Origin of the sequence: Idiomarina seosinensis, assembly GCF_003987275.1 — a bacterium.
GTDB classification, from domain to species: Bacteria; Pseudomonadota; Gammaproteobacteria; order Enterobacterales; family Alteromonadaceae; genus Idiomarina; species Idiomarina seosinensis.
The window spans coordinates 382,114-407,312 of record NZ_PIQF01000001.1; the positions used below are offsets into that span (position 1 = coordinate 382,114).

A 25,199-nucleotide genomic window follows, 5' to 3' on the forward strand; every position below is an offset into this window, starting at 1 on the left:
ATGAAACGACTAATACTATTGGCAAGCCTTTTATTAATGCCGCTTGCCCATGCCAACGACTTATACCAGCAGCTTGGTGAAAAGCAGGGAATCTCGGCTATTGTCGAAGAAATGCTTTATCGGGTTGGCGGTGACGAGCGTATCGTACATCATTTCGATGGCGTCGATATTGTACAGGTACACGAACTAATTACTGAACAAGTGTGCGATGTTGTTGGCGGACCGTGCGACTATCAGGGGGAAACAATGCAGGCCGCGCACCAGGGAATGGGCATTACGCATGCTGATTTTAACGCATTGGTCGAGCATCTAATTATTGCGATGGAGAAACATGACGTCCCGGTTGCTGCGCAAAACCGGCTACTTGCCAGGCTGGCCCCAATGTATGGGGACATTACCGAAGAATAACCATTAAAAAAGGGTCGATTAATTCGACCCTTTTTGTTTACTTAATGCGGTAAGTGCTTAAACGTTAAAGCGGAAGTGGATAACATCGCCGTCTTTAACGATGTATTCTTTGCCTTCCAAGCGCCATTTACCGGCATCTTTGGCACCTTGTTCGCCGTTAAACTCAATAAAGTCACCATAGCCAACAATTTCAGCCCGAATAAAGCCTTTCTCAAAGTCGGTATGAATACGTCCGGCTGCCTGCGGTGCGGTTGAACCAATCTTAACCGTCCAGGCGCGTACTTCTTTAGGTCCAGCGGTAAAATAGGTTTGCAGGTTAAGCAGGTCATAACCGGCACGAATTACCCGATTCAGGCCGGGTTCTTCCTGGCCGATTTCTGACAAGAATTCTTCTTTGTCGGCATCGTCAAGTTCGGCAATTTCTGATTCGATAGCCGCACAGACGGGCACTACAATCGCGTTTTCTTTGCTGGCAATCTCGCGAACAGTATCCAAATGTGGGTTATTCTCAAAGCCATCTTCATTAACATTGGCAATGTACATCGTTGGCTTCAAGGTCAGTAAATTATAAGAACGGATGGTGGTCAGGTCGTCTTTGCTTAAATCAACTGAGCGTGCCATATCGCCGTTATCCAGTGCTGGCTTTAGTTTTTCCAGTACGGCAATTTCGGCTTTGGCAACGGCATCGCCACCTTTTGCTTTTTTCGCCAGACGAGTTAATGACTTTTCAACCGAGTCTAAGTCAGCAAGTGCTAATTCGGTATTAATCGTGTCGATGTCGTCAGCCGGGTTAATACCGCCACTAACATGCACAATATTGTCATCCTCGAAACAACGAACAACGTGACCAATCGCGTCGGTTTCCCGAATGTTTGCTAAAAACTGATTACCAAGACCTTCACCTTGTGAAGCACCTTTGACCAGTCCGGCGATATCAACGAACTCCATCGTGGTTGGTAGTACACGTTGGGGGTTAACTATCGCCGATAGCTTATCCAGACGTGTGTCTGGCACAGGTACTACACCGGTATTTGGCTCTATAGTACAAAACGGGAAGTTTGCGGCTTCGATACCCGCTTTGGTTAATGCGTTGAATAGCGTCGATTTACCTACGTTTGGTAGGCCGACAATACCACAGCGAAATCCCATGTTCGGTTAACCCTTTTGTTGTGGTCGATAGCTGTGTAAGCGCAGCAGCGCTGGCCCCCAGCCTTCGACCATTAATGTATCAATACTGCGACTTGCTTCGTCGATGCAATCGTCGATCAGTTGTTGTTCTGCCGGTGGCGCCTTGCCCAGTACAAAACCGGTTACTTTTGACTTGTGACCCGGATGCCCAATGCCAATCCTTAAGCGTAAAAAGTCCTGTTGGCCGGTCTGCGCAATAATGTCTTTAATGCCGTTATGACCACCGGCACCGCCGCCTTTTTTAAATTTTGCTGACCCTGGAGGCAGATCGAGTTCGTCGTACGCAACCAGTATCTGTTCGGCAGGAATCTTGTAAAAGTTGGCAATGCTGGCAACGGAAAACCCACTGCGATTCATAAAACCTTGGGGGAGTACTATTCGCACATCCTGAGCACCGCTCTGGTAGCGACCAATCAAAGCTTTCGATTTACTATCGGGGGAGAGGCTAACACCATGTCGACGACAAAAGTCCTCAACTAACCAAAAACCCGCGTTATGGCGGGTTTTTTCGTATTCGGGACCTGGATTACCCAGGCCCACTAATAGCTTGATGCTTGTTTCCATAGCAAGACTATTGCTTACTCTTCGTTAGCGTCGTCTTTGCTCTTCTCTGCAGGAACTTCATCCGCAGCTACTGTGTCTTCTTCTTCAACTTCTTTTTCTACACGAGGAGCGGTGATTGAAACAACTGCCTGGTCGTGATCTTCACCTTTGCTCAGCTCAACCAGTTCAACGCCGTTAGGCAAGTTAAGGTCGGTCAAGTGAATGGTGTCGCCGATGCTAAGTTCTGCGATATCTACTTCCAGGTATTCTGGTAAGTCTTTAGGTAATACCAGAATTTCAACGTCGTTCACGTGGTGAACAACAACGCCGCCTTCGTCTTTAACGCCTTTCGCTGTTTTCTCGTTCAAGAAGTGCAATGGCAAGTTAGTGTGTAACTTGTGGCCTTTTTCAACCCGTTGGAAATCAAGGTGAGTTAGCTTAGGCTTGAACGGGTGACGCTGCATGTCTTTCAGGATGGCCTGTTCTTTCTTGCCATCGATATCAAGCGTCAGAATGTGCGAATAAAAGGCTTCGTAGTCGGCCATGTTGTTTACTTTGTTATGATCCAGTTCTAATGCAACTGGGTCACCTTTACCGCCATATAGGATGGCTGGTACTTTATCCGCATGACGTAGGCGGCGGCTCGCACCTTTCCCCTTGTCGCCACGGACACTTGCTTTAATCGTAAAATCTAATTTAGCCATAATTTAGGGCTCTCAATGTTAATTTGTTTTAGTTTGTCCGCACTCGCGACCAAGTACGAACCCAGAACCTTAGAAACCGACGCAGGGCCGGTTTCTAAGGGCGCGCAATACTACCACCAGAGGTAGTTAATTGCAATTTATTTAGTAATCAAACATCGCCGAAATGGATTCTTCGTTACTAACCCGGCGAAGAGCCTCCGATAGCATGCCTGACAGCGTTAGCTGCGTGACTTTGCCGGTAGCCTTCATCTCTTCCGATAACGGAATACTGTCGGTGACAATGACTTCGTCAATTTGCGATTCAAGTATGTTTTTGACCGCGTTGCCCGAGAAAACCGGGTGAGTGGCATACGCAAAAACGCGCTTAGCACCATGCGCTTTTAAAGCTTCAGCTGCTTTACAAAGAGTGCCACCGGTATCAATCATGTCGTCGACAATAATACAGTCGCGATCTTTCACGTCGCCGATAATATGCATGACTTGCGATACGTTAGCAGAGGGGCGGCGCTTATCGATGATAGCTAAGTCAGTATCATCCATTAATTTAGCGAAAGCCCGGGCGCGTACAACCCCACCTATATCCGGTGATACTACCGCTGGATTACTGAATTGTTGCTGGCGCATGTGCTCAAGTAATACAGGGGTACCAAAGACGTTATCGACAGGGACGTCGAAAAAGCCCTGGATTTGCTCTGCGTGTAGATCAACGGTCAATACTCTATCGACGCCAACGCTGGATAAAAAGTCAGCCACTACTTTAGCGGTAATAGGTACCCGCGCGGAACGTACTCGCCGATCCTGTCTGGCGTATCCAAAGTACGGCATCACAGCTGTGATACGACCGGCCGAAGCACGACGTAGGGCATCGACCATAACGATCAACTCCATCAAGTTATCGTTGGTTGGAGCACAAGTAGACTGCAATAAAAAAACGTCCGAGCCACGGACGTTTTCATTAATAGAGACACTGATTTCACCGTCACTAAAGCGTCCGACGGATGCTTCACCTAGCTTAATGTAAAGCCGGTCAGCAATTTTTTGGGCAAGTTCTGGTGTGGCGTTACCAGCAAACAGTTTCATGTCAGGCACAACAAACCTCGACTAATATTGGGTTAATGTCCGAATAAGCGGTGAACGGTTCTGGCCTTGCGCAACAAAACTTTGCAGTTCGCTAAACTGTCGTTGCACTTGCGCTGCAGCATCGAGTGAATCGAAGCGTGCAAATAAACACGCGCCGCTGCCAGTGAGCCGAGTCGGAGCGTATTGTAGCAACCGGTCACGCAATTTGGCAACTTCGGGGTAAAGATCGCAGACCACCGGCTCAAATACGTTGCAGGTATCTGCTTGTTGCCAACTGTCTGTGTTGAGCAGCGGGCAGTCTCTTTGTAAAGCCGGATGCCGAAATAGCGCAGCCGTAGAAATACTAACTTTAGGTTTGACCACCAGATAATAAGGCGTGTCGATGGTTATGTCCGTAAAACGTTCGCCGACTCCCTCAGCAAAGGCACTATGACCATGTACAAAAATAGGCACGTCGGCACCGAGTTGTAATCCGAGGTGCTCTAATTCTGACTGAGTCAAAGGCTGGTTCCACAAGTAATTTAAACCGACTAACGCGGTGGCTGCATCGGATGAACCACCGCCAAGTCCAGCTCCCTGAGGCAGGCGCTTGGTTAGGGTGATATCTGCGCCGGGTAAGTGAGCGCAACGCTTTTTGGCCTGTTGATAAAGTAACTTGGCGGCTTTCATCACCAGGTTGTCTGCGTTGGCAATGCCACTGTCTTTATCAACCAGTATCAGTTGCTCGTCATCGCGTGGTTTAAAGCTTAGTTGGTCACCGTAATCCAGAAATTGAAACACGGTCTGTAAATTGTGATAGCCGTCGTCCCGACGCCCTACAATATGTAGGAATAGGTTTAACTTTGCCGGCGCCGGGAGCTCTAACATCTGCGTCATTGCTGGCCCATTGGTTGAAACGATGTCTGCCATTCATTAATCTGCATTTTTAATTTGATCTGATTCGATTCCAGATGCACCTGACTCGGCAGTAGTTGTTGTTGATAGTACCAATCAATTTTCCAAAGCTCACCAGCTGCAGCTTCCACCGTGGCCGCGGCCAGTTTTCCATCGGCAAGATAGTTTAACTGTTTGAGTCTTGCTGTGGTTTTACCTAATGCCCACTGGCTGAGCGCAGTAACCGGAACGTCGACGTTAAGTAAACGTTTTAGTAAGCGCTCTGCAGAACGGTCATTGTAGCGCTGACCATCGTAGTTCAAGCTTGCCTGCTGATGATCGATGGTCAGCTCAGCAATCTGACCTTTTAGCGGGTGCGAAAAACGCAGTCGTTGCTGCGGACTGTCAAGTGGCTGCCATTGCCAGTTAACATAAAGCCCATCTCGTTCGTTATTGTGTTTTTGAATAATCGCCATTCGGGCCGATAGTTGCCATCGATTAATTGAATCTAACTGTTGCTGATGTGCGTTAATAAGCGACTGGCTTACTGTTTTATCGTGCCGCTGCGTATCAGGCATTGGGATTGAACACCCCGATACGCTTGCCGCGACGGCAATAAGCAGAGCGCAACGCAATGTAGCCAAAAATGCACGCGATTTAGCAAACAAGGAGAGTACTTCCGTTAAAAAGTGACAGCTTATTAGTGGAACAGAAAGCGTGATGACTTTCAATAATTTGGGCTTTAACGTACAATCTGCGCACGAATGCACACACGTTGGGATAACGAGCTTCTACAGCGGATGACCATTTCAGCCCTTGGTATAAACCATAAAACAGCCCCAGTTGATTTGCGCGAACAAGTTGCTTTTTCTAATGAGCAGCTCGATACCGCGTTGCAGGCGATCCGGCAACTGCAGGGGGTCGATGAAGCGGTCATTGTATCAACCTGTAACCGCACCGAATTGTACTGTCAGGGAACGGTATCCACCGACTTACTGTTAGGTTGGTTAGCTGGTTTTCACGGATTGCAGGCTGATGCGTTAATTCATCATCATTACCAGTATCAGGACCAACAAGCTATCAGTCATTTGATGTCGGTTGCCAGTGGCCTCGATTCGCTGGTGCTGGGCGAGCCACAGATCCTTGGGCAGGTAAAGCAGGCTTATCAACACGCGAAGCGTCATGCAGCCGTTGGTGGCGTGTTAGAGCGCTTGTTTCAGCAAACTTTTCGAGTCGCAAAAACCGTGCGCAACGAGACCGAGGTAGGTCAAAATGCGGTCTCTGTGGCCTATGCAGCAGTTAGTATGGCGAAGCACATTTTTGCTAATCTCGAAAAATCCCGCGTTCTGTTGATTGGTGCCGGAGATACTTCAGAGTTAGTGGCACAGCATTTGCGGCAACAGGGTGTTAGCGATATTACGGTAGCTAATCGTACGTTGCAGAGAGCCAGCGAGCTGGCTGAAAAGATCGGTGGTAAAGCGCACAGCCTAGCCGAGTTGGGTGAGCTGTTGCCAAATGCCGATATTTTAGTCAGTTCAACTGCCAGCACTTTACCTATTGTCGGCAAAGGAAGCATTGAGCGGGCTTTAAAAAAACGTCGTCACAAACCGATGTTATTGATTGATCTGGCTGTTCCCCGCGATATCGAAGAACAAGTGAATGAATTAGACGACGCGTACTTATATACGGTCGATGACTTACAGAATATTATTAGCGAAAATATTAAAAATAGAGAGCAGGCGGCGCGGCAGGCGCAGTTGATTATTCATCAACAAAGTGAAGAATTTGGCGACTGGTTGAAGTCGCTTAATAGCGTCGAACTGATTCGCCGCTATCGGCAACATTCTCAAAAAATTGCCGAACAACAATTGCAAAAAGCACAGTTGATGTTACAGCAGGGCAAGTCGCCAGAACAGGTATTGCAGCTGCTTAGCCACCGGTTAACTCAACAACTAACGCACCAGCCGACGCAAATATTAAAAACGGCCGGTGAACAAAATGATCAAGCGGCATTGGCATTACTCGAACAATTATGGCCAGCGTCGTCCGACAAAACGCAAAAGGATTAGACGAAATTAATGAACCCATCCATTGAACGAAAACTTGAAGGGCTATTAGAACGCTATCAGGAAGTTCAGGCATTACTTGGTGATGCCGGAGTCATTAGTGATCAGAACCGCTTTCGGGCGTTATCGAAAGAATATTCGCAACTGGAAGAAGTGGTTGATGGCTTTGAACGTTATAAACAAGCGCAAGAAGACCTGGAAGCAGCGCGTGATATGGCCAACGATGACGATCCGGAAATGCGTGAGATGGCAGCCGAAGAGTTGCGCGAGGGTGAAGTTCGGGTAGAACATTTGGAGCAGCATTTACAAGTACTGTTGTTACCAAAGGATCCCAATGATGACCGTGCCTGTTATCTCGAGATTCGTGCCGGAGCCGGTGGCGACGAGGCGGCTATTTTTGCTGGTGACTTATTTAGAATGTACAGTCGTTACGCAGAGCAGCAGGGCTGGAAAGTCAGCACCGTCAGTGCCAGCGATGGGGAGCATGGTGGTTATAAAGAAGTGATCGCACATATGAGCGGTGACGGGGTTTACGGCAAAATGAAGTTTGAGTCGGGCGGCCACCGAGTCCAGCGAGTCCCCGAAACTGAATCGCAAGGTCGTATCCACACCTCTGCCTGTACGGTAGCTGTGCTACCCGAAATCCCTGAAGCCGAAGCCATTGAAATTAACCCGGCGGATTTACGTGTTGACACTTACCGGGCTTCTGGTGCCGGTGGGCAGCACGTTAACCGTACCGACTCAGCCATTCGACTAACTCACTTACCGACCGGAGTCGTGGTGGAATGTCAGGAAGAGCGCTCGCAGCATAAAAACCGAGCGAAAGCGATGTCTGTCTTACAATCGCGGTTGCAAAAAATGGAAGATGAAAAGCGTGCTCAGGAAGAAGCAAGCACACGACGTAATCTCGTCGGCAGCGGTGACCGGTCAGAACGAATCCGCACCTATAACTACCCGCAGAGCCGAGTTACTGATCACCGTATTAATTTAACCTTGTATCGGTTAGACGAAGTATTAACCGGTAGCTTGAATCTTATTCTTGAACCAATTATTACTGAGCATCAAGCAGATCAGCTGGCTGCGTTGGCTCAGGAACAATAATTGAAACTTCCATCGATTGATCAAGCACTGCTCTGGTGTCAACAAAAGTTGTCCACCAGTGAAAGCCCTGCTGTCGATAGCAGGGCTTTGTTGTGCTATGTATTAAGTAAGCCGCGCAGTTATTTAATGACTTGGCCAGACAAATTATTGTCTGACCAACAGTGGCAACAGTTTCAATGGCTGGCAGAACAGCGAACACAAGGCAAACCAGTGGCGCATTTAACCGGCCAGCGAGAGTTTTGGTCGTTGCCGCTGACGGTCAATGACAGTACCTTGATTCCGCGACCTGATACCGAAACATTGGTTGCAGCAGCACTGTCGTTGGAGCTGCCAGCGGATGCCAAAGTGTTAGATTTGGGGACCGGCACTGGAGCTATCGCACTGGCATTAAAGTCAGAAAAGCCGCAATGGCAAATGGTTGCGGTTGATCGCCAGCAAGCCGCGGTAGATTTAGCCGCGCACAACTCGGCTCAGTTACAGTTGCCGATTGAAACACGTAAAAGTTATTGGTTTGATAGTATAAAAGATTTATCAGGATTTGATTTGATTGTGTCAAACCCACCCTATATCGATGCCAACGACAGCCATCTGGAAGAGGGGGATGTGCGTTTTGAACCACGTTCCGCTCTAGTAGCAGCAAATAAGGGATTGGCCGATATTGAATGGATTATTGAACGAGCTGCTGACCATCTGGTTGCTAATGGTTGGTTGCTGCTGGAACAGGGATGGCAGCAGGCGGACTCGGTTGTTGAGCTACTGCGGGATAACGGTTATAAAAATATTAACCGTTGGGCCGATTATGGTAGTGTAGACAGAGTCACTGGTGGGCAGAAGGCAAGCTAAAGGGGAAATACTATGAGCAATCAGTTTATGTTCGCTGATGAACCAGGACAACAGACACCGACAATTCCAACAGAGAATTGGAAGATCCTTATTGTCGATGACGAGCCTGAAGTTCACGCAGTAACCAAGCTTGCCTTAAGTGACTTTAACTTCTTGGGGCGTGGCTTAGAGTTCCATAGCGCGTTTTCCGGAAAGGAAGCCGAACAATTAATTGATCAACATCCAGATGCCGCCATTTTGTTGCTGGATGTGGTTATGGAAACCGACGATGCCGGCCTTAAAGTTGCGAGCTATATTCGTGAGCAGGCGCAAAACCATTATACCCGTATTATTTTGCGTACCGGCCAACCTGGACAGGCGCCAGAACGCACTGTAATTGTCAACTATGACATTAACGACTACAAATCAAAGACCGAGCTGACGGCGCAAAAGCTGTTTACCGCGGTGATGTCCTCGCTGCGCTCGTATCGCGATATTATGTCGATTGATCAAAGCCGGCATGGTTTGGAAAAAATCATTGCCGCATCCTCTAATTTGTATGCACTACAACCGATGAACAGTTTTGTTGACGGTTTGGTGCAACAATTAAGTTGGGTCATCGGCGGCGCCCGACAGACTTTATATGCTACAGCCGACAATGAAGGACGTTCGTATCAGGTGGTTGCCGCTTATGGTGAGGACTCTTCGGTCGCAGTAGGACAAACATTGCGTTCAGTACTGCCGGCAACAGCATTATCCGAACTTGATCAAGTGATTGCCAATCATGGTAGTTACTACGGTGATGACTTTGTCTTGTTATATTGCCGTAGCCATTGTCGACCCTACGGCTCTGTACTCTTTATTGGTGGTATTTCGCGAAAGCTGAGTGACGATGACCATCATGTGCTGCAGCTATTCTCGGAAAATGTTCAGTTAGCTCAGGACAATGTTGTTTGCCTGGAAGATTCTGATCAGTTTCTGGCACGCCTCGGCGATCAGTTGATGGAACTTCGGGAAACGGTATTCAGTGCCGATGATTTACCGCAACAAGCTGCTCTGGCATACCAGGTGGGGCAATACGTTGTTACTGAGCCAGAGGCTAAAAATATTGCTCTGGCCTGGTTTTTATATGAGCCAGCGGGGCCGTTATTAGAATGTGCGACAGATGCTGTCGCCGCTAATGAAACAACCTGCCAGCAGCGGGTGGCACGTTCTCTGCGCGCTTTAGCTCATGGCCAGCATGTTGCTACTCAAATGGCACATCGCGCATTAATAGAACGCCTCGAACGTTGGGATGGTATGGGTCTACCGGAGGGTAAGCAGGGCAACGCAATCGCCTTGAGCTCACAAGTGTTGTTATTGGTTGAGCAATTATCAGACTTTCGCCAGCAACAACTGTCGGGCTCGGAAATAAAAACACGCTTAGAGGATGAAAAAGGGCGCTATTACTCGCCTGATTTTCTCGATACCATAATGGCGAGAATTGATACTCTAACATCATCTAATTAAGGGGAATTTTGTGTACGCTGCGTTTAAACATTTACACGTTTTATTTGTTGTTATTTCGGTTAGCCTGTTCATTTTACGGTTTATCTGGAAGCAGCTAGATTCCGGCTTATTGCATAAGCGTTGGGTGAAGATTGTACCGCATGTTAATGACACGCTGTTACTGGCAAGTGCCATCGCAATGCTGGTAATGACTCAACGTGCTCCAATTAGTGATCCTTGGGTCACTGAAAAAGTGTTGGGTGTAATTGGTTATATTTTCTTCGCTATGTTTGCGATAAAGGGCAAGACAAAGCTAATAAGCTGGGGCGGTTTTGTGATCGCGTGCTTATGGCTGGCAGCTCTATTCCATGTTGCGTTCGGTAAGCAACCATTATTATTCGGTTAAGTTTAAGGTGACTATGCAGTATTCATTTCTCCAGCAGTGTGAAGAGGAGCTGGTGCCAACGGTTGAAATCCTCTGGGAAATTAGTCGCAGGTTGAACTTAGCAGAGGGCGAAAGTCTGGCCGACTTTCGTCAGCAAGTAGAACAGTTTGGTGGCTTTAGCGAGAACCTGGAGTTGCCGCAGAAAGTGGCACAAATCAGTCAGTTTTTTTATCGTCAGCTGGGCTATAGTGACGCGCCGGAAAGTTGGATTAAGGCACAGCGTATCGCGATCGATCAAGTGGCGGCCTACCGCACCGGGGTGCCCTTAGTAATGGCTGTACTACTGCAAGAGTGTGCTCAACACCATAACCTAGACTTGCAGGTTGTGGACTTTCCAGGTTACCCGTTATTAAAGCTGGTGGACGAGCAAAAGACTTATTTCGTCGATCCACAGAGTGGTGAATTCGTTCGTTATCAGGAAGTCATGGAACGCTTTGAAGATGTGATGGAAGGCGACGCGGAGTTTTGCTGGGATTGGGCTGAACCCACACCACAAAAAAACTTGGTCGAAGCCTATCTGACTGAGCTTAAGCATTGTCTTATGGCTGAAGCTCGTTACGAAAAGGCATTGCAATGCGTGCAAATGCTATTGACCTTGCAGCCGGATGATCCTTATGAAATAAGAGACCGGGGTTATTTGTTTGAAGAACTCGACTGCCAGCATGTGGCCGTCGATGATTATCAGTATTTTGTTGACCAATGCCCGGATGACCCCAGCGCGGAATTATTAAAATTACAATTAGAGAGTTACGCCGGTCCTCAGCACCTATTCCACTAGCGTATAGAGGATTCGATAACTTTCCGCTGACAGCATATTGTTAAGGAGAAACTAGATGCTAGCTGCCGCCCCCGCTGCTGCTGAAACAACCGCTTTAATTACTAATGATGGTGTTATCACCGGACTGTTATTGGCTATTTTAGGGTTGGTTTTTTATACTCAATCGAGTCAGCACCCAGCACTGCAAAAGTTTTATAAGTTCGTTCCCGCGTTACTGTTGTGCTACTTCCTACCGTCACTGCTAAACACCTTTAATATTGTTAACGGCAATACGGCAGCCATCAGTGATATTACGATGGATTACCTATTGCCGGCATGTATGGTGTTGCTAACCCTAAGCCTCGACCTTAAAGCAGTCATTGGACTGGGTTCAAAAGCATTGATTTTGTTCTTAACCGGTACGCTGGGTATTGTCATCGGTGGACCTATTGCGTTGTTGCTAGTAGCGACTATTTTCCCCGAAATGCTGGGTGGTGCTGGTCCCGATGCGGTGTGGCGTGGCATGACTACCGTCGCAGGAAGCTGGATCGGTGGTGGCGCTAACCAGGCTGCCATGAAGGAAGTTTATGAAGTTGGTGGTGATATTTTCTCAGCCATGGTGACGGTTGATATTATCGTCGCTAATTTATGGATGGCAGTGCTACTTTATATGGCTGCCAACTCGAAGCGGATTGATGCGCGAACTGGCGCGGACACATCGGCTATCGATGCCATTAAAGCTAAGGTGGAAGCCTATCAGGCTGAACACGTACGTAATCCTACGCTGCGTGACTTAATACTCATTTTAGCGGTCGGCTTTGGTGTTGCCGGGCTGGCTCATCTGCTGGCTGACTGGATAGCTCCGGCAATTGGAACCCATTTACCATACCTCAGTCGATTTAGCCTGGACAGCCTGTTTTTCTGGATTATCGTACTTGCTACCGCCGGTGGTATTGGCTTGTCATTTACCCGGGCGCGCACGCTGGAAGCGGCAGGCGCGTCTAAAATAGGTTCTGTATTCGTCTATATCCTGGTTGCAAGTATCGGCTTACATATGGACATTACCGCAATTGTTGATTCCCCCAAATACTTTTTGATTGGTGCCATCTGGATGTTGATTCATGCGGGTCTGATGCTCTTGGTCGCAAAACTGTTAAAAGCACCGGTATTTTATATGGCGGTCGGCAGTCAGGCCAACGTTGGCGGGGCCGCGTCCGCGCCAGTAGTTGCCTCTGCGTTTCATCCGTCGTTAGCGCCAGTGGGTGTATTGCTGGCTGTTATGGGCTACGCTTTAGGTACTTATATGGCTTACTTAGCGGGTCAAATTTTACGGGTTGTCGGTAGTTAAAAGCGGGAAACAGGACATAGCTATGATTAAATCTTTGCAGTTAGGCAATATTAACATTGCCAATCAACAACCGTTCGTATTGTTTGGCGGAATGAATGTGTTGGAATCAAGAGATTTGGCGCTCCGGATTGCTGAGCATTATGTCGAAGTAACCGACAGACTGGGTATTCCGTATGTATTTAAGGCTTCCTTTGACAAAGCTAATCGCTCGTCTATCCATTCTTTCCGCGGGCCGGGAATGGAGCAGGGGCTGCGTATTTTTGAAGAAATAAAAGAGCAGTTTAAGGTGCCGGTGATTACCGATGTGCATGAGGCTTATCAAGCTCAGCCGGTAGCAGAAGTTGCTGATATTCTTCAATTACCTGCGTTTCTTGCGCGACAAACTGATTTGGTTGTGGCAATGGCCAAAAGCGGTGCCCTAATTAATGTTAAAAAGCCTCAGTTTTTGGCGCCACAAGAGATGCAGCATATTATTACTAAATTTAAGGAAGCCGGTAACGAGGGCATTATGCTGTGTGAACGTGGCTCGTGTTTTGGTTATAACAATCTGGTCGTTGATATGCTGGGTATGGATGATATGAAATCTATGGCTCCGGTCATTTTTGATGCCACCCACGCATTGCAGCGACCCGGTGGACGAATTGACTCTGCCGATGGGCGCAGAGCTCAGGCAGCGCAGTTGGCTCGTTCAGGCATGGCATTGGGTATTGCCGGCTTATTCATTGAGGCACACCCGAATCCAAATGAAGCCAAATGCGATGGCCCGTGTGCACTGCCGCTGGCCGCGCTGGAGCCTTACCTAGAGCAAATGAAAGCAGTTGATGACCTGGTCAAAAGCTTGCCGGTTTTAGACACCTCGGTTTAGCCATTAATATGCAACAGTCCTCCTCAATTGCCGATAACAGACTGCAGCCAAGACAAGCCGCTAAGCTGTTGTCGAAAGCTATAGGGGCGTTAATTGCTCTGCTATCGGTTGCGTTGTTGGCACCATTTGTTTTGGCAGTCGTCAATGGCGAAAAAGATCAATGGACCTACCTTACGTTATCGATGGTGGGGTTGGTCGTTGGCTTGGCATTATTTTCGCAAAATGCCGGGGGAGCTAAACTTAGAGCACGGCAAGTTTTTTTATTAACCACACTATGCTGGCTAAGTGCCAGCTTGTTTGTCACCTTACCATTTATTTTTGCACAGCCGCATCTGAGCTTCGCTAATGCTTGGTTCGAGGCTATGTCCGCTATAACGACAACAGGTGCAACGGTTATTGTCGGTCTTGATGAGCTACCAAGGTCGGTTTTATTGTGGCGTGGAATGCTGCAGTGGTTAGGGGGTATCGGTATCATCGTTATGGCGATGGCCATCCTGCCATTCTTGCAAGTTGGTGGCATGCGTTTGTTCCAGGCCGAGTCGTCAGATATGTCGGGTAAATTCTTACCCCGCTCGAGTTTAATGGTAGTCGCTATCGGTAAAGTGTATTTACTGCTAACCGCGCTGGTGATGTTGCTATATTTTCTCGGTGGTATGGACGGTTTTGATGCTGTTGTGCACGGTATGACAACTATTGGTACAGCAGGCTTTTCTAATTACGATGCATCATTTGGGCATTTTTCTGATAGTAGCTTTTTAGTGGTTGTTGGTACCGTCTTTATGGTAGCAGGGGCACTACCTTTTGTACTTTATATAAGGGCCCTTAAAGGGGACGTAGGCTCTATATGGCAAGATACACAGGTGCGCGCGTTTTTAACGTTTTTGCTGCTGATGATTGCCTTAATTGCGTTGGTACAAACCTTAAAAGGGCGTGAATTTGGCGATGCGCTGCTGCATTCGGCTTTTAACGTGGTTTCGATTGTTACCACAACAGGCTATGCCACAGAAGACTATGGCCAGTGGGGCAGTTGGTCATTGATGATTTTCTTCTATTTAATGTTTGTTGGTGGCTGTACGGGCTCAACCTCAGGCGGTATGAAAATATTCCGTTTCCAGTTATCTCAGCTTTTATTAAGACGTCAGTTTAGCCAGCTGATCCATCCCAACCTGGTGCAAGTACAAACATACCAGGGTCGTCGAGTTAATGACTCGCTGTTGGGCTCGATGGTTGCGTTTTGCTTTACCTATTTTCTATTAGTAGCGGCAATCGCACTTGGCCTGTCGCTGTTTGAGCTTGACTTCATCACTGCAATATCAGGAGCGGCATCAGCAGTCAGTAACGTTGGCCCTGGTTTGGGCGACATTATAGGCCCCAGCGGAAACTTTTCGTCATTACCGGACGGTGCCAAGTTCTTACTGATTTTTGCCATGTTGGCCGGACGTCTGGAAATTATGACGGTATTGATTTTATTCCATAGGCACTATTGGCAACATTAATCGACCGCGTTTGTACCGGCGTTAACACTTAGTACTAACCCAGAGGATAACTATGGAAGGCTGGTTGATGGCATTAACGGTGAGCGCAATGAGCGGTGGTATGACTGCTGTCGGAGCTGCGCCGGTATTGATTGGCTGGCGTCCCAGCGACCGTAATACCAATGCTTTGCTTGGGTTTGCTGCAGGTGTAATGCTGGCCGCTGCTTTCTTTTCGTTAATTGTCCCTGCGCTGGATATTGCAGAAACTCAGTTTGGTGAGGGGATTATCCCACCCGCAATTGCAGTTGCCGGAATCTTGTTAGGTACTTTGCTGATTGCGGGCATTGACCGTGCGGTTCCGCACGAACACTTTGTAAAGGGTGTTGAGGGGCCTGCTGCGGAGCGCATCAGCCGCTTGTGGCTGTTTATTATTGCAATAACCATACACAATATTCCCGAAGGCTTAGCGGTTGGTATCACAGCAGCTGGCGGCGATTATGATGCTACTGTCGCAATCGCTTCCGGTATTGGCTTGCAAAACGTACCTGAGGGTTTGGCCGTTGGGCTCGCTCTGTTAGCTATTGGTTATAGCCGCTGGCATTCTTTTATGGTGGCTGCGCTGACTGGCGCGGTTGAGCCGCTGGGTGGTGTCGTTGGCGGTTGGTTTGTCGGCATTGCCGAATGGTTTTTGCCGTGGGGATTGTTAATTTCTGCCGGTGCAATGATCTATGTTATCAGTCACGAGATTATTCCCGAGACACACCGGGAAGGGCATCATTCACGCGCTAGTATTGGTTTAATGCTGGGGCTTGTGGTGATGCTATTTTTAGATGTATGGCTGGGATAACCGAAAGCTGAATAAATAGTTTCAGCGAACACTTGATCGCTGAATCGAACTGAATTAAATTAAACGCATGTTTTAAATATGTGTTTATTACTATGTCAGAAACGGCGACTCATTCCCGAAAAAGTAAAATTACTACACAGAATAAGATTCTTAATGCGGCGGAAACCCTATTTGCCCGAGAAGGCTTCGAGCAAACGTCGCTCCGCCAAATCACTCAGGAAGCCGGGGTGAACCTTGCCTCTGTTAACTATCATTTTGGCTCGAAGAAAGCGCTAATCCAGGCAGTTGTTGCACGCTACATGAATGTTTTCATGCCAGCTTTAGAAGCCCAACTAAAACAACTTGATGATAAGCCGACAATAACCAGTTTATGTGTCTTTGCCAGCTTTAAGGCGCCGCTATTAAGTTTGACCCAGGTTCACAAACGTGGCACCGAGCACTTTCTTAGACTGTTGGGGTTTGCCTACTCAGAAACACAGGGACACCTGCGCAGGTATACCCAAAGCGCGTTCGGCGATGTGCTACAACATTTGCTGTCTTTATTGCACCGCGCAAATCCGCGTTTGACCGAACAAGATATGTTTTGGCGCCTACACTTTGTGTTAGGTGCTACCGTGTTTGCGCAAGTATCAGGACAGGCGTTAATCGAAATTGCGCAAGCTGAGTTTGATGAAAACGCAGATATTCAAACAGTGATTGAACATCTGATTAATTTTATAGCTGGTGGATTGGATAGTGGCGCTGTTGGTTAAGCAATAACCTGTCAGTTGTCTACACTTTGTATTGGTAGTGGTCGTTGGAGAAAACCATGGAAATTATCATTTTATTGATTGTACTACTGGTTGTTGTATTGGCTGTTGGCGATATTCGCCGCAGTCTGGTTACAAAGCCAGTGTTTGCTCTTTTTAAGCGCATTTTACCGCCGCTGTCAGACACTGAACGTGAGGCAATGGAGGCTGGTGATGTCTGGTGGGATGGCGAATTATTTAGTGGTCGTCCTGATTGGCAGAAGCTGCTGGATATGCCAGAACCAACGTTGACTAAAGACGAGCAAGCCTTTGTCGACAATCAGTTGGCACAGTTACTGGACATGCTGGATGATTTCAAAATTGTGCAGCAAGATCGGGACCTGCCTAAACCGGTATGGGACTTTTTGCGCAAAGAACACTTCTTTGCCATGATCATTGGTAAGGAGTTTGGCGGTCTGGATTTTTCTCCAGCAGCAAACTCTTACATTGTATCGCGCATTGCAAGCCGCTCTATCAGCGCTGCAGTAACCGTCATGGTCCCTAATTCACTAGGTCCAGGTGAACTATTAACCCACTACGGCACCAAAGAGCAACAAGAATATTGGTTACCCCGCTTAGCCGATGGCACAGATATTCCTTGTTTTGCTCTGACCGGCCCGGAAGCGGGCTCTGATGCGGGCGCCATTCCTGATGAAGGGATTATTTGTAAGGGTGAACATAACGGAGAACAAGTTGTCGGTATTCGACTGAACTGGTCTAAGCGCTATATTACCCTGGCCCCGTCAGCGACAGTACTGGGGCTAGCGTTTAAATTATATGATCCTGATTCGTTATTAGGTGATAAACGTGAGCTGGGTATCACTTGTGCACTTATTCCTACCTCCCATAAAGGGGTTGAGTCCGGTGACCGCCATTTCCCGTTAAACCAGGCGTTTTTAAACGGGACTACTTTTGGCAAAGATGTGTTTATTCCACTTGACTGGATTATTGGCGGCATCGACTATGCTGGTAAAGGCTGGCGGATGCTGGTTGAGTGCCTGTCGGCAGGGCGTGGTATTTCTTTACCTGCATTGGCTGCTGCATCGGGACATGTCACTCAACGGATGACTGGGGCCTATGCGTACGTACGCCAGCAGTTTGGACTGCCGATAGGTGTTTTTGAAGGCGTTCAGGCTTCAATGGGTAAAATTGGCGGAACTAACTATACCCTCGAATCCATGCGTCGCTTAACCATCAGTGCGTTATGCCAGGGCAAAAGTCCGTCAGTAGTTACTGCCATGACGAAATATCACATGACCGAAATGGGTCGGCAGGTGATGGAACATGCGATGGATATTCATGCGGGCAAAGGCATTCAATTAGGTCCGCATAACTACTTGGGCCACAGTTATATGGCGACGCCTGTCTCGATTACTGTTGAAGGCGCTAATATCTTAACCCGCAATCTAATGATTTTCGGACAAGGTGCAACACGCTGTCATCCATATGTTCTGGAAGAAATGAAAGCGGCGGCTAACCCCGATGAAGAACAGGGTATGAGAGACTTCGACTCATTGTTGGTAAAACACGTCAGCTTTGCGGTTGGTAATGTATTTAGCAGTCTATGGATGGCTCTCACTGGCTCTCGTTTTAATGAAACCCCGGTTAGCGGTGAAACCGCGCGTTGTTATCAGCATCTGACGCGTATGAGTCGGGGCCTGGCAATGACTTCTGATGTATCAATGCTGATGTTGGGCGGTGATCTAAAGCGTAAAGAGATGATTTCGGCCCGTTTAGGCGATGTCTTGAGCCACCTTTATATGGCTTCTGCAGTGCTTAAGCGTTTTGAAGAAGAAGGCCGTCAGGCCGCCGACTTACCGTATGTTCATTATGCGGTGCAACATCACTTGCATGAAATCGGCAGTGCTTTTGATGGCTTTTTCCGTAACTTCCCCAACCGGTTTGTTGCCTGGAGCATGCGCGCCTTAGTATTCCCTCTGGGTAATCACTTTAATGAGCCATCGGATCAGCTATTGCAGGACATCAGCACGGATATGATGAAACCGGGAGTCACGCGAGATCGCCACACGTTCCTGTGCTATTGGAAAGATGACGAAAGCGATGCGACAGGACACATGGAAAAAGCGTTCTTGTCGATGTTGAAAATGAAAGACGTCTACAAAACACTGAGAAAGGCACAAAAACGTGGTGAACTGTCTTCAAACCTAAATGGTCAAGAGCTGGCTGATGTCGCTTTAGAAAAAGGTCTGATTGATAACGAGACGGCCGAAAAGCTTGCTGAAACCGAGCGTTTACGCTTAACCGCTATCGGTGTTGATAGTTTCGCTGCTGGTATTTTGGAAAAAAATCAGTTTTACACGACCAAAGGCGACTTAAGAAAAGCCGCAGTTCGCGACTAATTAATTAGTCGCAAACGACGGCGCCGCGCTTTACTGTCAGTAGTGTTACTGCAGTGAAGCGCGTTTTTGTTTTAAGTTATAAAAAACCGGCGGCTCGACTTTATCTTGTTGTGAAAGTTGTGCCGCCTGTTGCAGGTTCTCCGCACTAACTGCCGGGCAACTGCCTGTCTCAATGTAATCACGAGCGGCGGCGGTGATAGGATCCTGAAAACTACCCCAGTCAGCCACAATTTCATCTTCGACCTGGCAAGTCGGGGCTAAACCGTCAAAATAGCGCCCTTCACCTTCTGAGTTAACGGTTTCGAAATTGATCGCAAAAGTCACTTTATCGCACAAGTCATTGGGCATCTGACCGACTGGCTTACCGCAGGTTCTATTACCAATAACGGTTACGTCAATATGTGGCTTCAATGAATTAATTATCAGTTCTGAAGAAGAGCAACTGGCACCGGTAGTCAGGATAACCACGCTATCTAAATCAAGCTGTTGTACACCATCAACCAAATTAAACTCCAATGTCTGATTCTGATCCTGATTCTGTTGATTAAATCGGTACTCGACGAAAGTCTTTCCCTGAACATTGGTGCCGGCTGTTTGCGTGGCTGTCTGATTCGCGTAGCGAATTAAGCCGCCACTGTTGTAGCGAACATCAATAACCAGTTGCTGTACATCTTGTTGCTTGAACTGATTAAACGCCTGGTTCAGATCGCTGCCGGTGCGATTGATAAAACTGTCGAGGGTAAAGTAGCCAACTGGCTGCTGGTTAATCGTCCAAACCTGGGTACCCATTACTGTGTTAGTTTCGACAACTGCTTTACTGAGCAACTCGGTAAACTCTTCGCCACTCGGCTTGCGCCACCTAATTTCGCGGGTTACGCCTGGTTCGGATTCGCCAAAAACACCACTATATTCACCATTAGCTAAAAGCTCAGCGACGCTTACACCATCAATAGCAATCAGGCTATCGCCGCGCCGCATCCCAGCATCCCAGGCTGGAGAATCCTGATAAACAAAACGCAGCTTAATTTGGTCGGAATTGACTTGCTGCTGAGAAAAGCCAAAGCCGACATATTCAGCACTGACAAATAGCGACTCGTATTCTTCTTCAGTCAAAATATAGCTGTAGGTGTCTTCCGCAACGCGCAATTCCTCAAGTACTGCGTAGACGTCCTCAAATGCTTCAGGATCGAGCTCATCCTGAAGCTGGTCAGCCCAAAAATAGTCGGTTTTCATATAGTTGAAAAAGCGCTGATTCTGGTCCGCTACGGAACAACTGGCAAAGTTACTGCCGTTGTTATTGTTGCTGCCGGAATCAGAAGAACCGCCGCAAGCGCTGAGTGCGGCGGAGCAAGCAAGAACTAAAAGCGTTTTTTGACTGTTCATAATCTACCTAAATGTTATTTTTTTGTGTGCTTAGGTAAGAGTAAACCAGTCGAAAAAAAATCAACAGAGGGATAGCTAAAAATATTAGCTCTGGCACACTGACAGCGCTGAAAATAATTACTTAAAAGAGGAACACCATGGCCCAGGTTATGATCGATATTGCTGGAACAGAATTAACCGAAGAAGACAAAACGCTTCTTGGTCATCCTGATGTTAACGGATTGATTCTTTTCACCCGTAATTTTCAATCACTGACTCAGCTATCGGAGCTTTGCCAGCAAAGCCGCGAGGCGGCGAAAAAGCCGCTGTTAATAGCGGTAGATCATGAAGGCGGACGAGTTCAGAGGTTTCTTCAGGGCTTTACCTTAATCCCTGCAATGGCTGACTTTGCTTACCTGGATGATACCGCGCAACAATTGACGTTAGCCCGGGATATGGGGTGGTTAATGGCAGCAGAGGTAAAAGCAGCGGGTCTTGATATTAGTTTTGCGCCGGTGTTGGATATTAACGATGTGAGTGACGTTATCGGTGACAGAGCATTTGCGGATAATGCCAGCGACGTGGTGACTTTGGCTTCTGAGTTTATTGCTGGTATGCACGAGGCGGGCATGGCAGCAACAGGCAAGCATTTTCCAGGGCATGGTTCGGTGCAGGCAGACTCGCATGTCGCTATCCCGGTGGACGAACGTGATAAACAGTCGATTTTTGCCAGCGATTTACCACCGTTCAGAGCCTTTGCGAAAAAACTCGACGCGGTAATGCCTGCACACGTTATTTATTCGCAGGTGGATGAACAGCCAGCGGGTTTTTCACGCTATTGGTTGCAAACGGTGTTGCGTCAGCAACTCGGCTTTGATGGAATGATTTTTAGTGACGACTTATCCATGCATGGTGCGACAGTGGTTGGCAATATGCAAGCTCGTGCTGATGCTGCGTTAACAGCCGGTTGCGACATGATTTTGGTCTGCAATGATCGCGCTGCGGCGGTGGAACTGTTGCAGCATGAGTTGCCAGAGACGAACGCAGCGAGCCAACAAAGGTTTACCCGGATGTTGTCGGGTGACGTTTCTATGGCAATGGATGAGCTGCAACGCACTGACCGTTGGCAGCGCGCACAGCAAGGTATAGAAACTATTCGTAAGGCAGTGGGTCGTTAAGACCATTAGCGGCAAATGCCTCCAGCCGTTCGATACAGGCACCGCATTTGCCGCAGGCTTTGTCACGGCCGTTGTAGCAGGTCCAGGTTTTTTCATAGTCCAGCCCCATGCGGATGCCATCGGCCAAAATTTCATTTTTGTCATCCTCCAGGTAGGGAGCGACAACTGCAACTGGCTCGTAATTCGCTAACTGACTGACCACATTCATTTGTCGAACAAACTCAGGGCGACAATCCGGATAGATTGCATGATCGCCGGAGTGAGCTCCATAATAAACGGCACTGGCTTGTTCCGACACCGCGTAGCCAATAGCCAAAGACAGTAGAATCATATTTCGGTTAGGAACTACTGTCGACTGCATTGACTGCTCTTGATAATGACCTTCCGGAATCTCAATATCGTCAGTCAATGAACTGCCGGCCAACAGGGTGTTTATCGCGGTTATATCGACCACTTTATGCGGCACGCCAAGCTCTGCACAGACCTTTGCAGCAACGTCCAGCTCTTTAACGTGGCGCTGACCATAGTTAAAGGATAAGGCTGAAACCTCATGCCCTTGCTGTAATGCTTTGTTGAGAACCGTAAAAGAATCCATGCCGCCGGAATAAATCACTACGACTTTTTGTGACATTCGCCATCTCTCCGTTATAATTCGTATGCCACCCATCTTAACCAATGCTATGACGTATCGCATCAACGAAATTTTTGAAACTTTACAAGGGGAAGGAACCTTTACCGGTGTTCCCTCTATTTTTATTCGCCTGCAGGGTTGTCCAGTCGGCTGTCCCTGGTGCGATACCCAACATACCTGGGAAACCAATGCCGAGGATCAGGTATCGATAGCTAGCATGTTAAGCAAAGACAGCGCTTCTTCGGCCTGGGCAGAAATGACGGCCGAGGATATCGTCGATACCTTTCGCACACAGGGCTATCAGGCAAAGCATGTGGTCATCACCGGTGGTGAACCCGCGATGTTTGATTTGTTACCAATGGCAGAGGCACTTGAGGCAAACGGTCTGCAACTGCAAATCGAAACCAGCGGTACCTTTGAACTGCTGGTCTCGGAACGCACCTGGGTAACGGTATCCCCCAAATTGGATATGCCCGGCGGATATCTGGTACGCCCCGATTGCATGAGCCGCGCCAACGAAATAAAACACCCGGTCGCTATGCAAAAACATATTGATGCTCTGGATGCGTTATTAGCCCGATCTCAGCTACGTGATGACGTACAGATTTGTTTGCAACCGATTAGCCAGCGGCCGCGCGCAACGGAACTGGCAATGAAGACCTGCATAGCACGTAACTGGCGGCTGTCGGTTCAGTTGCACAAGTACCTCAACATCGAGTAAGCCTTTTACTACTTTCGTCAATGCCCGGTTAGCGGCTGCCTATACTCAGACCTTTCAGTGACAATCCCGTTGCTGACTTTGTCTGGAGGCCGCTATGCAGCCCAAAACTTCTCGCCGTAAGATCGCCGGTCAGGGGATGACCGAATATATTATTATCGTTGCGCTAATTGCCGTTGCGGCTATTGGTGTTTACTCGCTGTTTGGTAAGTCGATTCGTAATCAGGTCGCGGGACTGGCTAAGGAAATTACTGGTCAGTCGTCCAGTCAGCAGTTAAACAGAGCTCGTCAGTCATCACGAACTGCCGGAACCAATGCCAATCAGGATATTAATTTAGGTAACTACGACGAAGCCACTGAACAGGGCAATCAATAAGTGGACCGCCGGGCTTCAATGACTCACCAACGAGGTCAGACACTGATGCTGATGGCGGTTGCTGTTTTTCTGATGGTACTGTTATTGATTGCAGCCACGCGCATGGGCGAGCATGCCCGCCGCCAATGGTATATGCAGAGTGTGGCTGATAACGCGGCTCACAGCGGGGCGGTGCTGATGGCGCGGCAACTTAATTTATCGGCGATTTTGAACCGGGCATTAATTGGTAACCAGGTGGCGATGGGGCAGTGGGTTGGTCTGGCCAGCTGGATGGCAATGATCACCCGGTTTGGCAAAAATGCTTCCTGGGTAATAGGGCTGATACCCGGTTTACAGGCGGCGGCAATCAAACTTAATAGTATCGTCGGTAAGGCTGAGCAGATGACCGATAAGTCGGTACAGGTGTTGCTCTATTTCCACAGTGGTGTGATTAAAGCGATTTCTCTGGCGCAGGTGGGGCTGGAAACCTCGATGATTGTTGAAACGCCGTTTTCGGTCCATAAGGTGATTGAACAACACGATGAAAAACTCGAAGCCTCTTTGTATCAGGGCGGCAGTATTGCACCGTTCCCGGGCCTCTGGTGGCGTTTCACTGATAGCCACAGTACCCGCAATAAAAAAAGTTCCGAATTTTTTAAACAGCTTACCCTTAAAAGTCGCGATCCTTTTACCACCAGAAGAACTTATCGCTGGGGCTCGATTAAGTTACTAAAACTTGAGAAAGCGGGTGGTAATGAGCTGCAGTCAATGCCGGGCGGGCGCTGGAACTGGAATGCGTTAGATTCGCTCGCCGTTCATGCCTACTTACCGAATCCTCTCGGCTGGGGCTGGGAAGTTGTTAAGGCAGCGGGTTGGGGCGCCCGAGCGGCTTACAGCAAATATCGTCGTTCCCGGTGGTATCACAAATCGTACGGTAACGCATTTAAGGTTAATAAATGGGTATCACGAACCGGCTGGAATGCAATGCGCTCATTTCGGGTACAAACTCTGCCGTTTAGTTATTTGCGGTTAAGAGAGGGTAACCCCTATGGCGCTCACGCTATCGTAGTAAAAATTTCCGACCCGGAGACTCAACAAGTCACCCACGCGCGCGCCGAGGTTCACTTTTCACGACCGTTATCGATTTTTCCGCGCGGCGACCGGAAACAGGAAAAAGCCAATCTGTTTAATGCCTTATGGGAGCCTAAGCTGGTGCCGCTGACGGCGACCGATAAAGTGACTATTGCAGCACGCGAGATTGTGATTGATGACTAAAGGACAAGTAGTGGTCGAAGCACTGGTCGGGCTAACGTTACTGTTGTTGGCGGTATTGATGTTATCGGAGCATTTGTTCCCGGCGGCTTCGGGCAATCAACAGCAACTGGTCGACAACCGCTCCGCTATCTGGTCGCGGCAGGCGGATCTTAGTCAGTTGCAGGTGAGTGACGATTACGCCTCGGCCAAATATACCGGCAAACTGTTAAATGGCCTCAGCCAGCTGGTGGAACTGGACTTTGAGGTCGATAACTTACACCGCACTAACAACCAAGAGACTGAGGTTGCCAGTATCTACCCAATGGCAAGGATCACCGACAGCTGGTCCGCACAAACAGAATCGGCGTTGTCTAAACGGCCCGCCTTATTGGTGGTTAATTCACTGTTATCTAACGGTCTGGTGAAACTGATTCAGGACGGTATTGGCTGGCTACCAATCGCCAGGGAAGTGCACTCCAGTTCGTTAAAATTTGGTCATATCGACTCTGACGTGGTGCCGCCTATGGCGCTAAAACATTAATT

The 25,199-nt window shown here is 48.2% G+C and carries 26 protein-coding genes; 18 read left to right on the plus strand and 8 right to left on the minus strand.

Annotated features, from left to right (window positions below):
• The gene (locus CWI81_RS01730; protein ID WP_126783509.1) at positions 1 to 408 is read left to right on the plus strand and encodes a group I truncated hemoglobin; all 408 of its coding nucleotides are present in this window, start codon (positions 1 to 3) and stop codon (positions 406 to 408) included.
• Between the two features lie 57 nt (positions 409 to 465).
• Here CWI81_RS01730 and ychF read toward each other — a convergent pair whose 3' ends face one another.
• The 6 genes from ychF to lolB all read right to left on the minus strand — a co-directional run bounded on the left by ychF (position 466) and on the right by lolB (position 5,374).
• Positions 466 to 1,557, minus strand: a complete 1,092-nt coding sequence (gene ychF / locus CWI81_RS01735) for a redox-regulated ATPase YchF (RefSeq protein WP_126783510.1) — start codon at positions 1,555 to 1,557, stop codon at positions 466 to 468.
• A 6-nt stretch (positions 1,558 to 1,563) separates the two neighbouring features.
• Positions 1,564 to 2,160: an aminoacyl-tRNA hydrolase gene (pth, locus tag CWI81_RS01740; RefSeq protein ID WP_126783511.1), complete on the minus strand. Its 597-nt coding sequence runs from the start codon at positions 2,158 to 2,160 to the stop codon at positions 1,564 to 1,566.
• Between the two features lie 14 nt (positions 2,161 to 2,174).
• Positions 2,175 to 2,843, minus strand: a complete 669-nt coding sequence (locus CWI81_RS01745; protein WP_126783512.1) for a 50S ribosomal protein L25/general stress protein Ctc — start codon at positions 2,841 to 2,843, stop codon at positions 2,175 to 2,177.
• Between the two features lie 141 nt (positions 2,844 to 2,984).
• Positions 2,985 to 3,932, minus strand: a complete 948-nt coding sequence (locus CWI81_RS01750) for a ribose-phosphate pyrophosphokinase (protein WP_126783513.1) — start codon at positions 3,930 to 3,932, stop codon at positions 2,985 to 2,987.
• Between the two features lie 12 nt (positions 3,933 to 3,944).
• The gene (gene ispE / locus CWI81_RS01755; protein WP_198678648.1) at positions 3,945 to 4,799 is read right to left on the minus strand and encodes a 4-(cytidine 5'-diphospho)-2-C-methyl-D-erythritol kinase; all 855 of its coding nucleotides are present in this window, start codon (positions 4,797 to 4,799) and stop codon (positions 3,945 to 3,947) included.
• Positions 4,796 to 5,374 (minus strand): lipoprotein insertase outer membrane protein LolB, encoded by a 579-nt coding sequence (gene lolB, locus CWI81_RS01760; RefSeq protein WP_241970315.1) that lies wholly within the window; start codon positions 5,372 to 5,374, stop codon positions 4,796 to 4,798. The genes ispE and lolB overlap by 4 nt, the downstream gene beginning before the upstream one ends.
• A gap of 222 nt (positions 5,375 to 5,596) precedes the next feature.
• Here lolB and hemA point away from each other — a divergent pair, with 222 nt between their 5' ends.
• From hemA to CWI81_RS01820, 12 genes are all read left to right on the plus strand, one after another.
• Entirely contained in the window at positions 5,597 to 6,865 is a 1,269-nt protein-coding gene (hemA, locus tag CWI81_RS01765) for a glutamyl-tRNA reductase (RefSeq protein WP_126783515.1), read from the plus strand.
• 9 nt (positions 6,866 to 6,874) lie between these two features.
• Positions 6,875 to 7,963 carry a peptide chain release factor 1 gene (prfA, locus tag CWI81_RS01770; protein ID WP_126783516.1) on the plus strand — a complete coding sequence of 363 codons (1,089 nt, stop codon included), beginning with the start codon at positions 6,875 to 6,877 and terminating at the stop codon, positions 7,961 to 7,963.
• Positions 7,964 to 8,806: a peptide chain release factor N(5)-glutamine methyltransferase gene (gene prmC, locus CWI81_RS01775; RefSeq protein ID WP_126783517.1), complete on the plus strand. Its 843-nt coding sequence runs from the start codon at positions 7,964 to 7,966 to the stop codon at positions 8,804 to 8,806. It abuts the gene before it with no gap.
• A gap of 12 nt (positions 8,807 to 8,818) precedes the next feature.
• Positions 8,819 to 10,294 (plus strand): DUF3369 domain-containing protein, encoded by a 1,476-nt coding sequence (locus CWI81_RS01780; protein ID WP_126783518.1) that lies wholly within the window; start codon positions 8,819 to 8,821, stop codon positions 10,292 to 10,294.
• Between the two features lie 10 nt (positions 10,295 to 10,304).
• Positions 10,305 to 10,679: a SirB2 family protein gene (locus CWI81_RS01785; protein WP_126783519.1), complete on the plus strand. Its 375-nt coding sequence runs from the start codon at positions 10,305 to 10,307 to the stop codon at positions 10,677 to 10,679.
• 13 nt (positions 10,680 to 10,692) lie between these two features.
• The gene (locus tag CWI81_RS01790; RefSeq protein WP_198678634.1) at positions 10,693 to 11,496 is read left to right on the plus strand and encodes a SirB1 family protein; all 804 of its coding nucleotides are present in this window, start codon (positions 10,693 to 10,695) and stop codon (positions 11,494 to 11,496) included.
• 55 nt (positions 11,497 to 11,551) lie between these two features.
• Complete coding sequence (locus CWI81_RS01795) at positions 11,552 to 12,823, plus strand: DUF819 family protein (protein ID WP_126783521.1); 1,272 nt, start codon at positions 11,552 to 11,554, stop codon at positions 12,821 to 12,823.
• 22 nt (positions 12,824 to 12,845) lie between these two features.
• Positions 12,846 to 13,688, plus strand: coding sequence for a 3-deoxy-8-phosphooctulonate synthase (gene kdsA / locus CWI81_RS01800; protein WP_126783522.1), 843 nt, complete (start codon positions 12,846 to 12,848; stop codon positions 13,686 to 13,688).
• Between the two features lie 8 nt (positions 13,689 to 13,696).
• Positions 13,697 to 15,184, plus strand: a complete 1,488-nt coding sequence (locus CWI81_RS01805) for a TrkH family potassium uptake protein (RefSeq protein WP_126783523.1) — start codon at positions 13,697 to 13,699, stop codon at positions 15,182 to 15,184.
• Positions 15,185 to 15,236: 52 nt separating this feature from the next.
• Positions 15,237 to 16,010 (plus strand): ZIP family metal transporter, encoded by a 774-nt coding sequence (locus CWI81_RS01810; protein WP_126783524.1) that lies wholly within the window; start codon positions 15,237 to 15,239, stop codon positions 16,008 to 16,010.
• A 92-nt stretch (positions 16,011 to 16,102) separates the two neighbouring features.
• Positions 16,103 to 16,762, plus strand: a complete 660-nt coding sequence (locus CWI81_RS01815) for a TetR/AcrR family transcriptional regulator (protein ID WP_126783525.1) — start codon at positions 16,103 to 16,105, stop codon at positions 16,760 to 16,762.
• A gap of 56 nt (positions 16,763 to 16,818) precedes the next feature.
• Positions 16,819 to 19,158 carry an acyl-CoA dehydrogenase gene (locus tag CWI81_RS01820; RefSeq protein ID WP_126783526.1) on the plus strand — a complete coding sequence of 780 codons (2,340 nt, stop codon included), beginning with the start codon at positions 16,819 to 16,821 and terminating at the stop codon, positions 19,156 to 19,158.
• 45 nt (positions 19,159 to 19,203) lie between these two features.
• Here CWI81_RS01820 and CWI81_RS01825 read toward each other — a convergent pair whose 3' ends face one another.
• Positions 19,204 to 20,541 carry a S41 family peptidase gene (locus tag CWI81_RS01825; protein WP_126783527.1) on the minus strand — a complete coding sequence of 446 codons (1,338 nt, stop codon included), beginning with the start codon at positions 20,539 to 20,541 and terminating at the stop codon, positions 19,204 to 19,206.
• A 137-nt stretch (positions 20,542 to 20,678) separates the two neighbouring features.
• Here CWI81_RS01825 and nagZ point away from each other — a divergent pair, with 137 nt between their 5' ends.
• A complete protein-coding gene (gene nagZ / locus CWI81_RS01830) occupies positions 20,679 to 21,698 on the plus strand; it encodes a beta-N-acetylhexosaminidase (RefSeq protein WP_126783528.1) in 1,020 nt (339 codons plus the stop codon).
• Here nagZ and queC read toward each other — a convergent pair.
• Positions 21,673 to 22,329: a 7-cyano-7-deazaguanine synthase QueC gene (gene queC / locus CWI81_RS01835; RefSeq protein WP_126783529.1), complete on the minus strand. Its 657-nt coding sequence runs from the start codon at positions 22,327 to 22,329 to the stop codon at positions 21,673 to 21,675. The genes nagZ and queC overlap by 26 nt on opposite strands.
• A 49-nt stretch (positions 22,330 to 22,378) precedes the next feature.
• Here queC and queE point away from each other — a divergent pair, with 49 nt between their 5' ends.
• The 4 genes from queE (at position 22,379) to CWI81_RS01855 (ending at position 25,197) form a co-directional block, all read left to right on the plus strand.
• Positions 22,379 to 23,050, plus strand: coding sequence for a 7-carboxy-7-deazaguanine synthase QueE (gene queE, locus CWI81_RS01840; protein WP_126783530.1), 672 nt, complete (start codon positions 22,379 to 22,381; stop codon positions 23,048 to 23,050).
• Positions 23,051 to 23,144: 94 nt separating this feature from the next.
• Positions 23,145 to 23,423 (plus strand): Flp family type IVb pilin, encoded by a 279-nt coding sequence (locus CWI81_RS01845; RefSeq protein ID WP_126783531.1) that lies wholly within the window; start codon positions 23,145 to 23,147, stop codon positions 23,421 to 23,423.
• An 18-nt stretch (positions 23,424 to 23,441) separates the two neighbouring features.
• The gene (locus CWI81_RS01850) at positions 23,442 to 24,677 is read left to right on the plus strand and encodes a Tad domain-containing protein (protein WP_126783532.1); all 1,236 of its coding nucleotides are present in this window, start codon (positions 23,442 to 23,444) and stop codon (positions 24,675 to 24,677) included.
• Positions 24,670 to 25,197 carry a hypothetical protein gene (locus CWI81_RS01855; protein WP_126783533.1) on the plus strand — a complete coding sequence of 176 codons (528 nt, stop codon included), beginning with the start codon at positions 24,670 to 24,672 and terminating at the stop codon, positions 25,195 to 25,197. Before CWI81_RS01850 ends, CWI81_RS01855 begins: the two co-directional genes overlap by 8 nt.
• Positions 25,198 to 25,199: the final 2 nt, after the last annotated feature.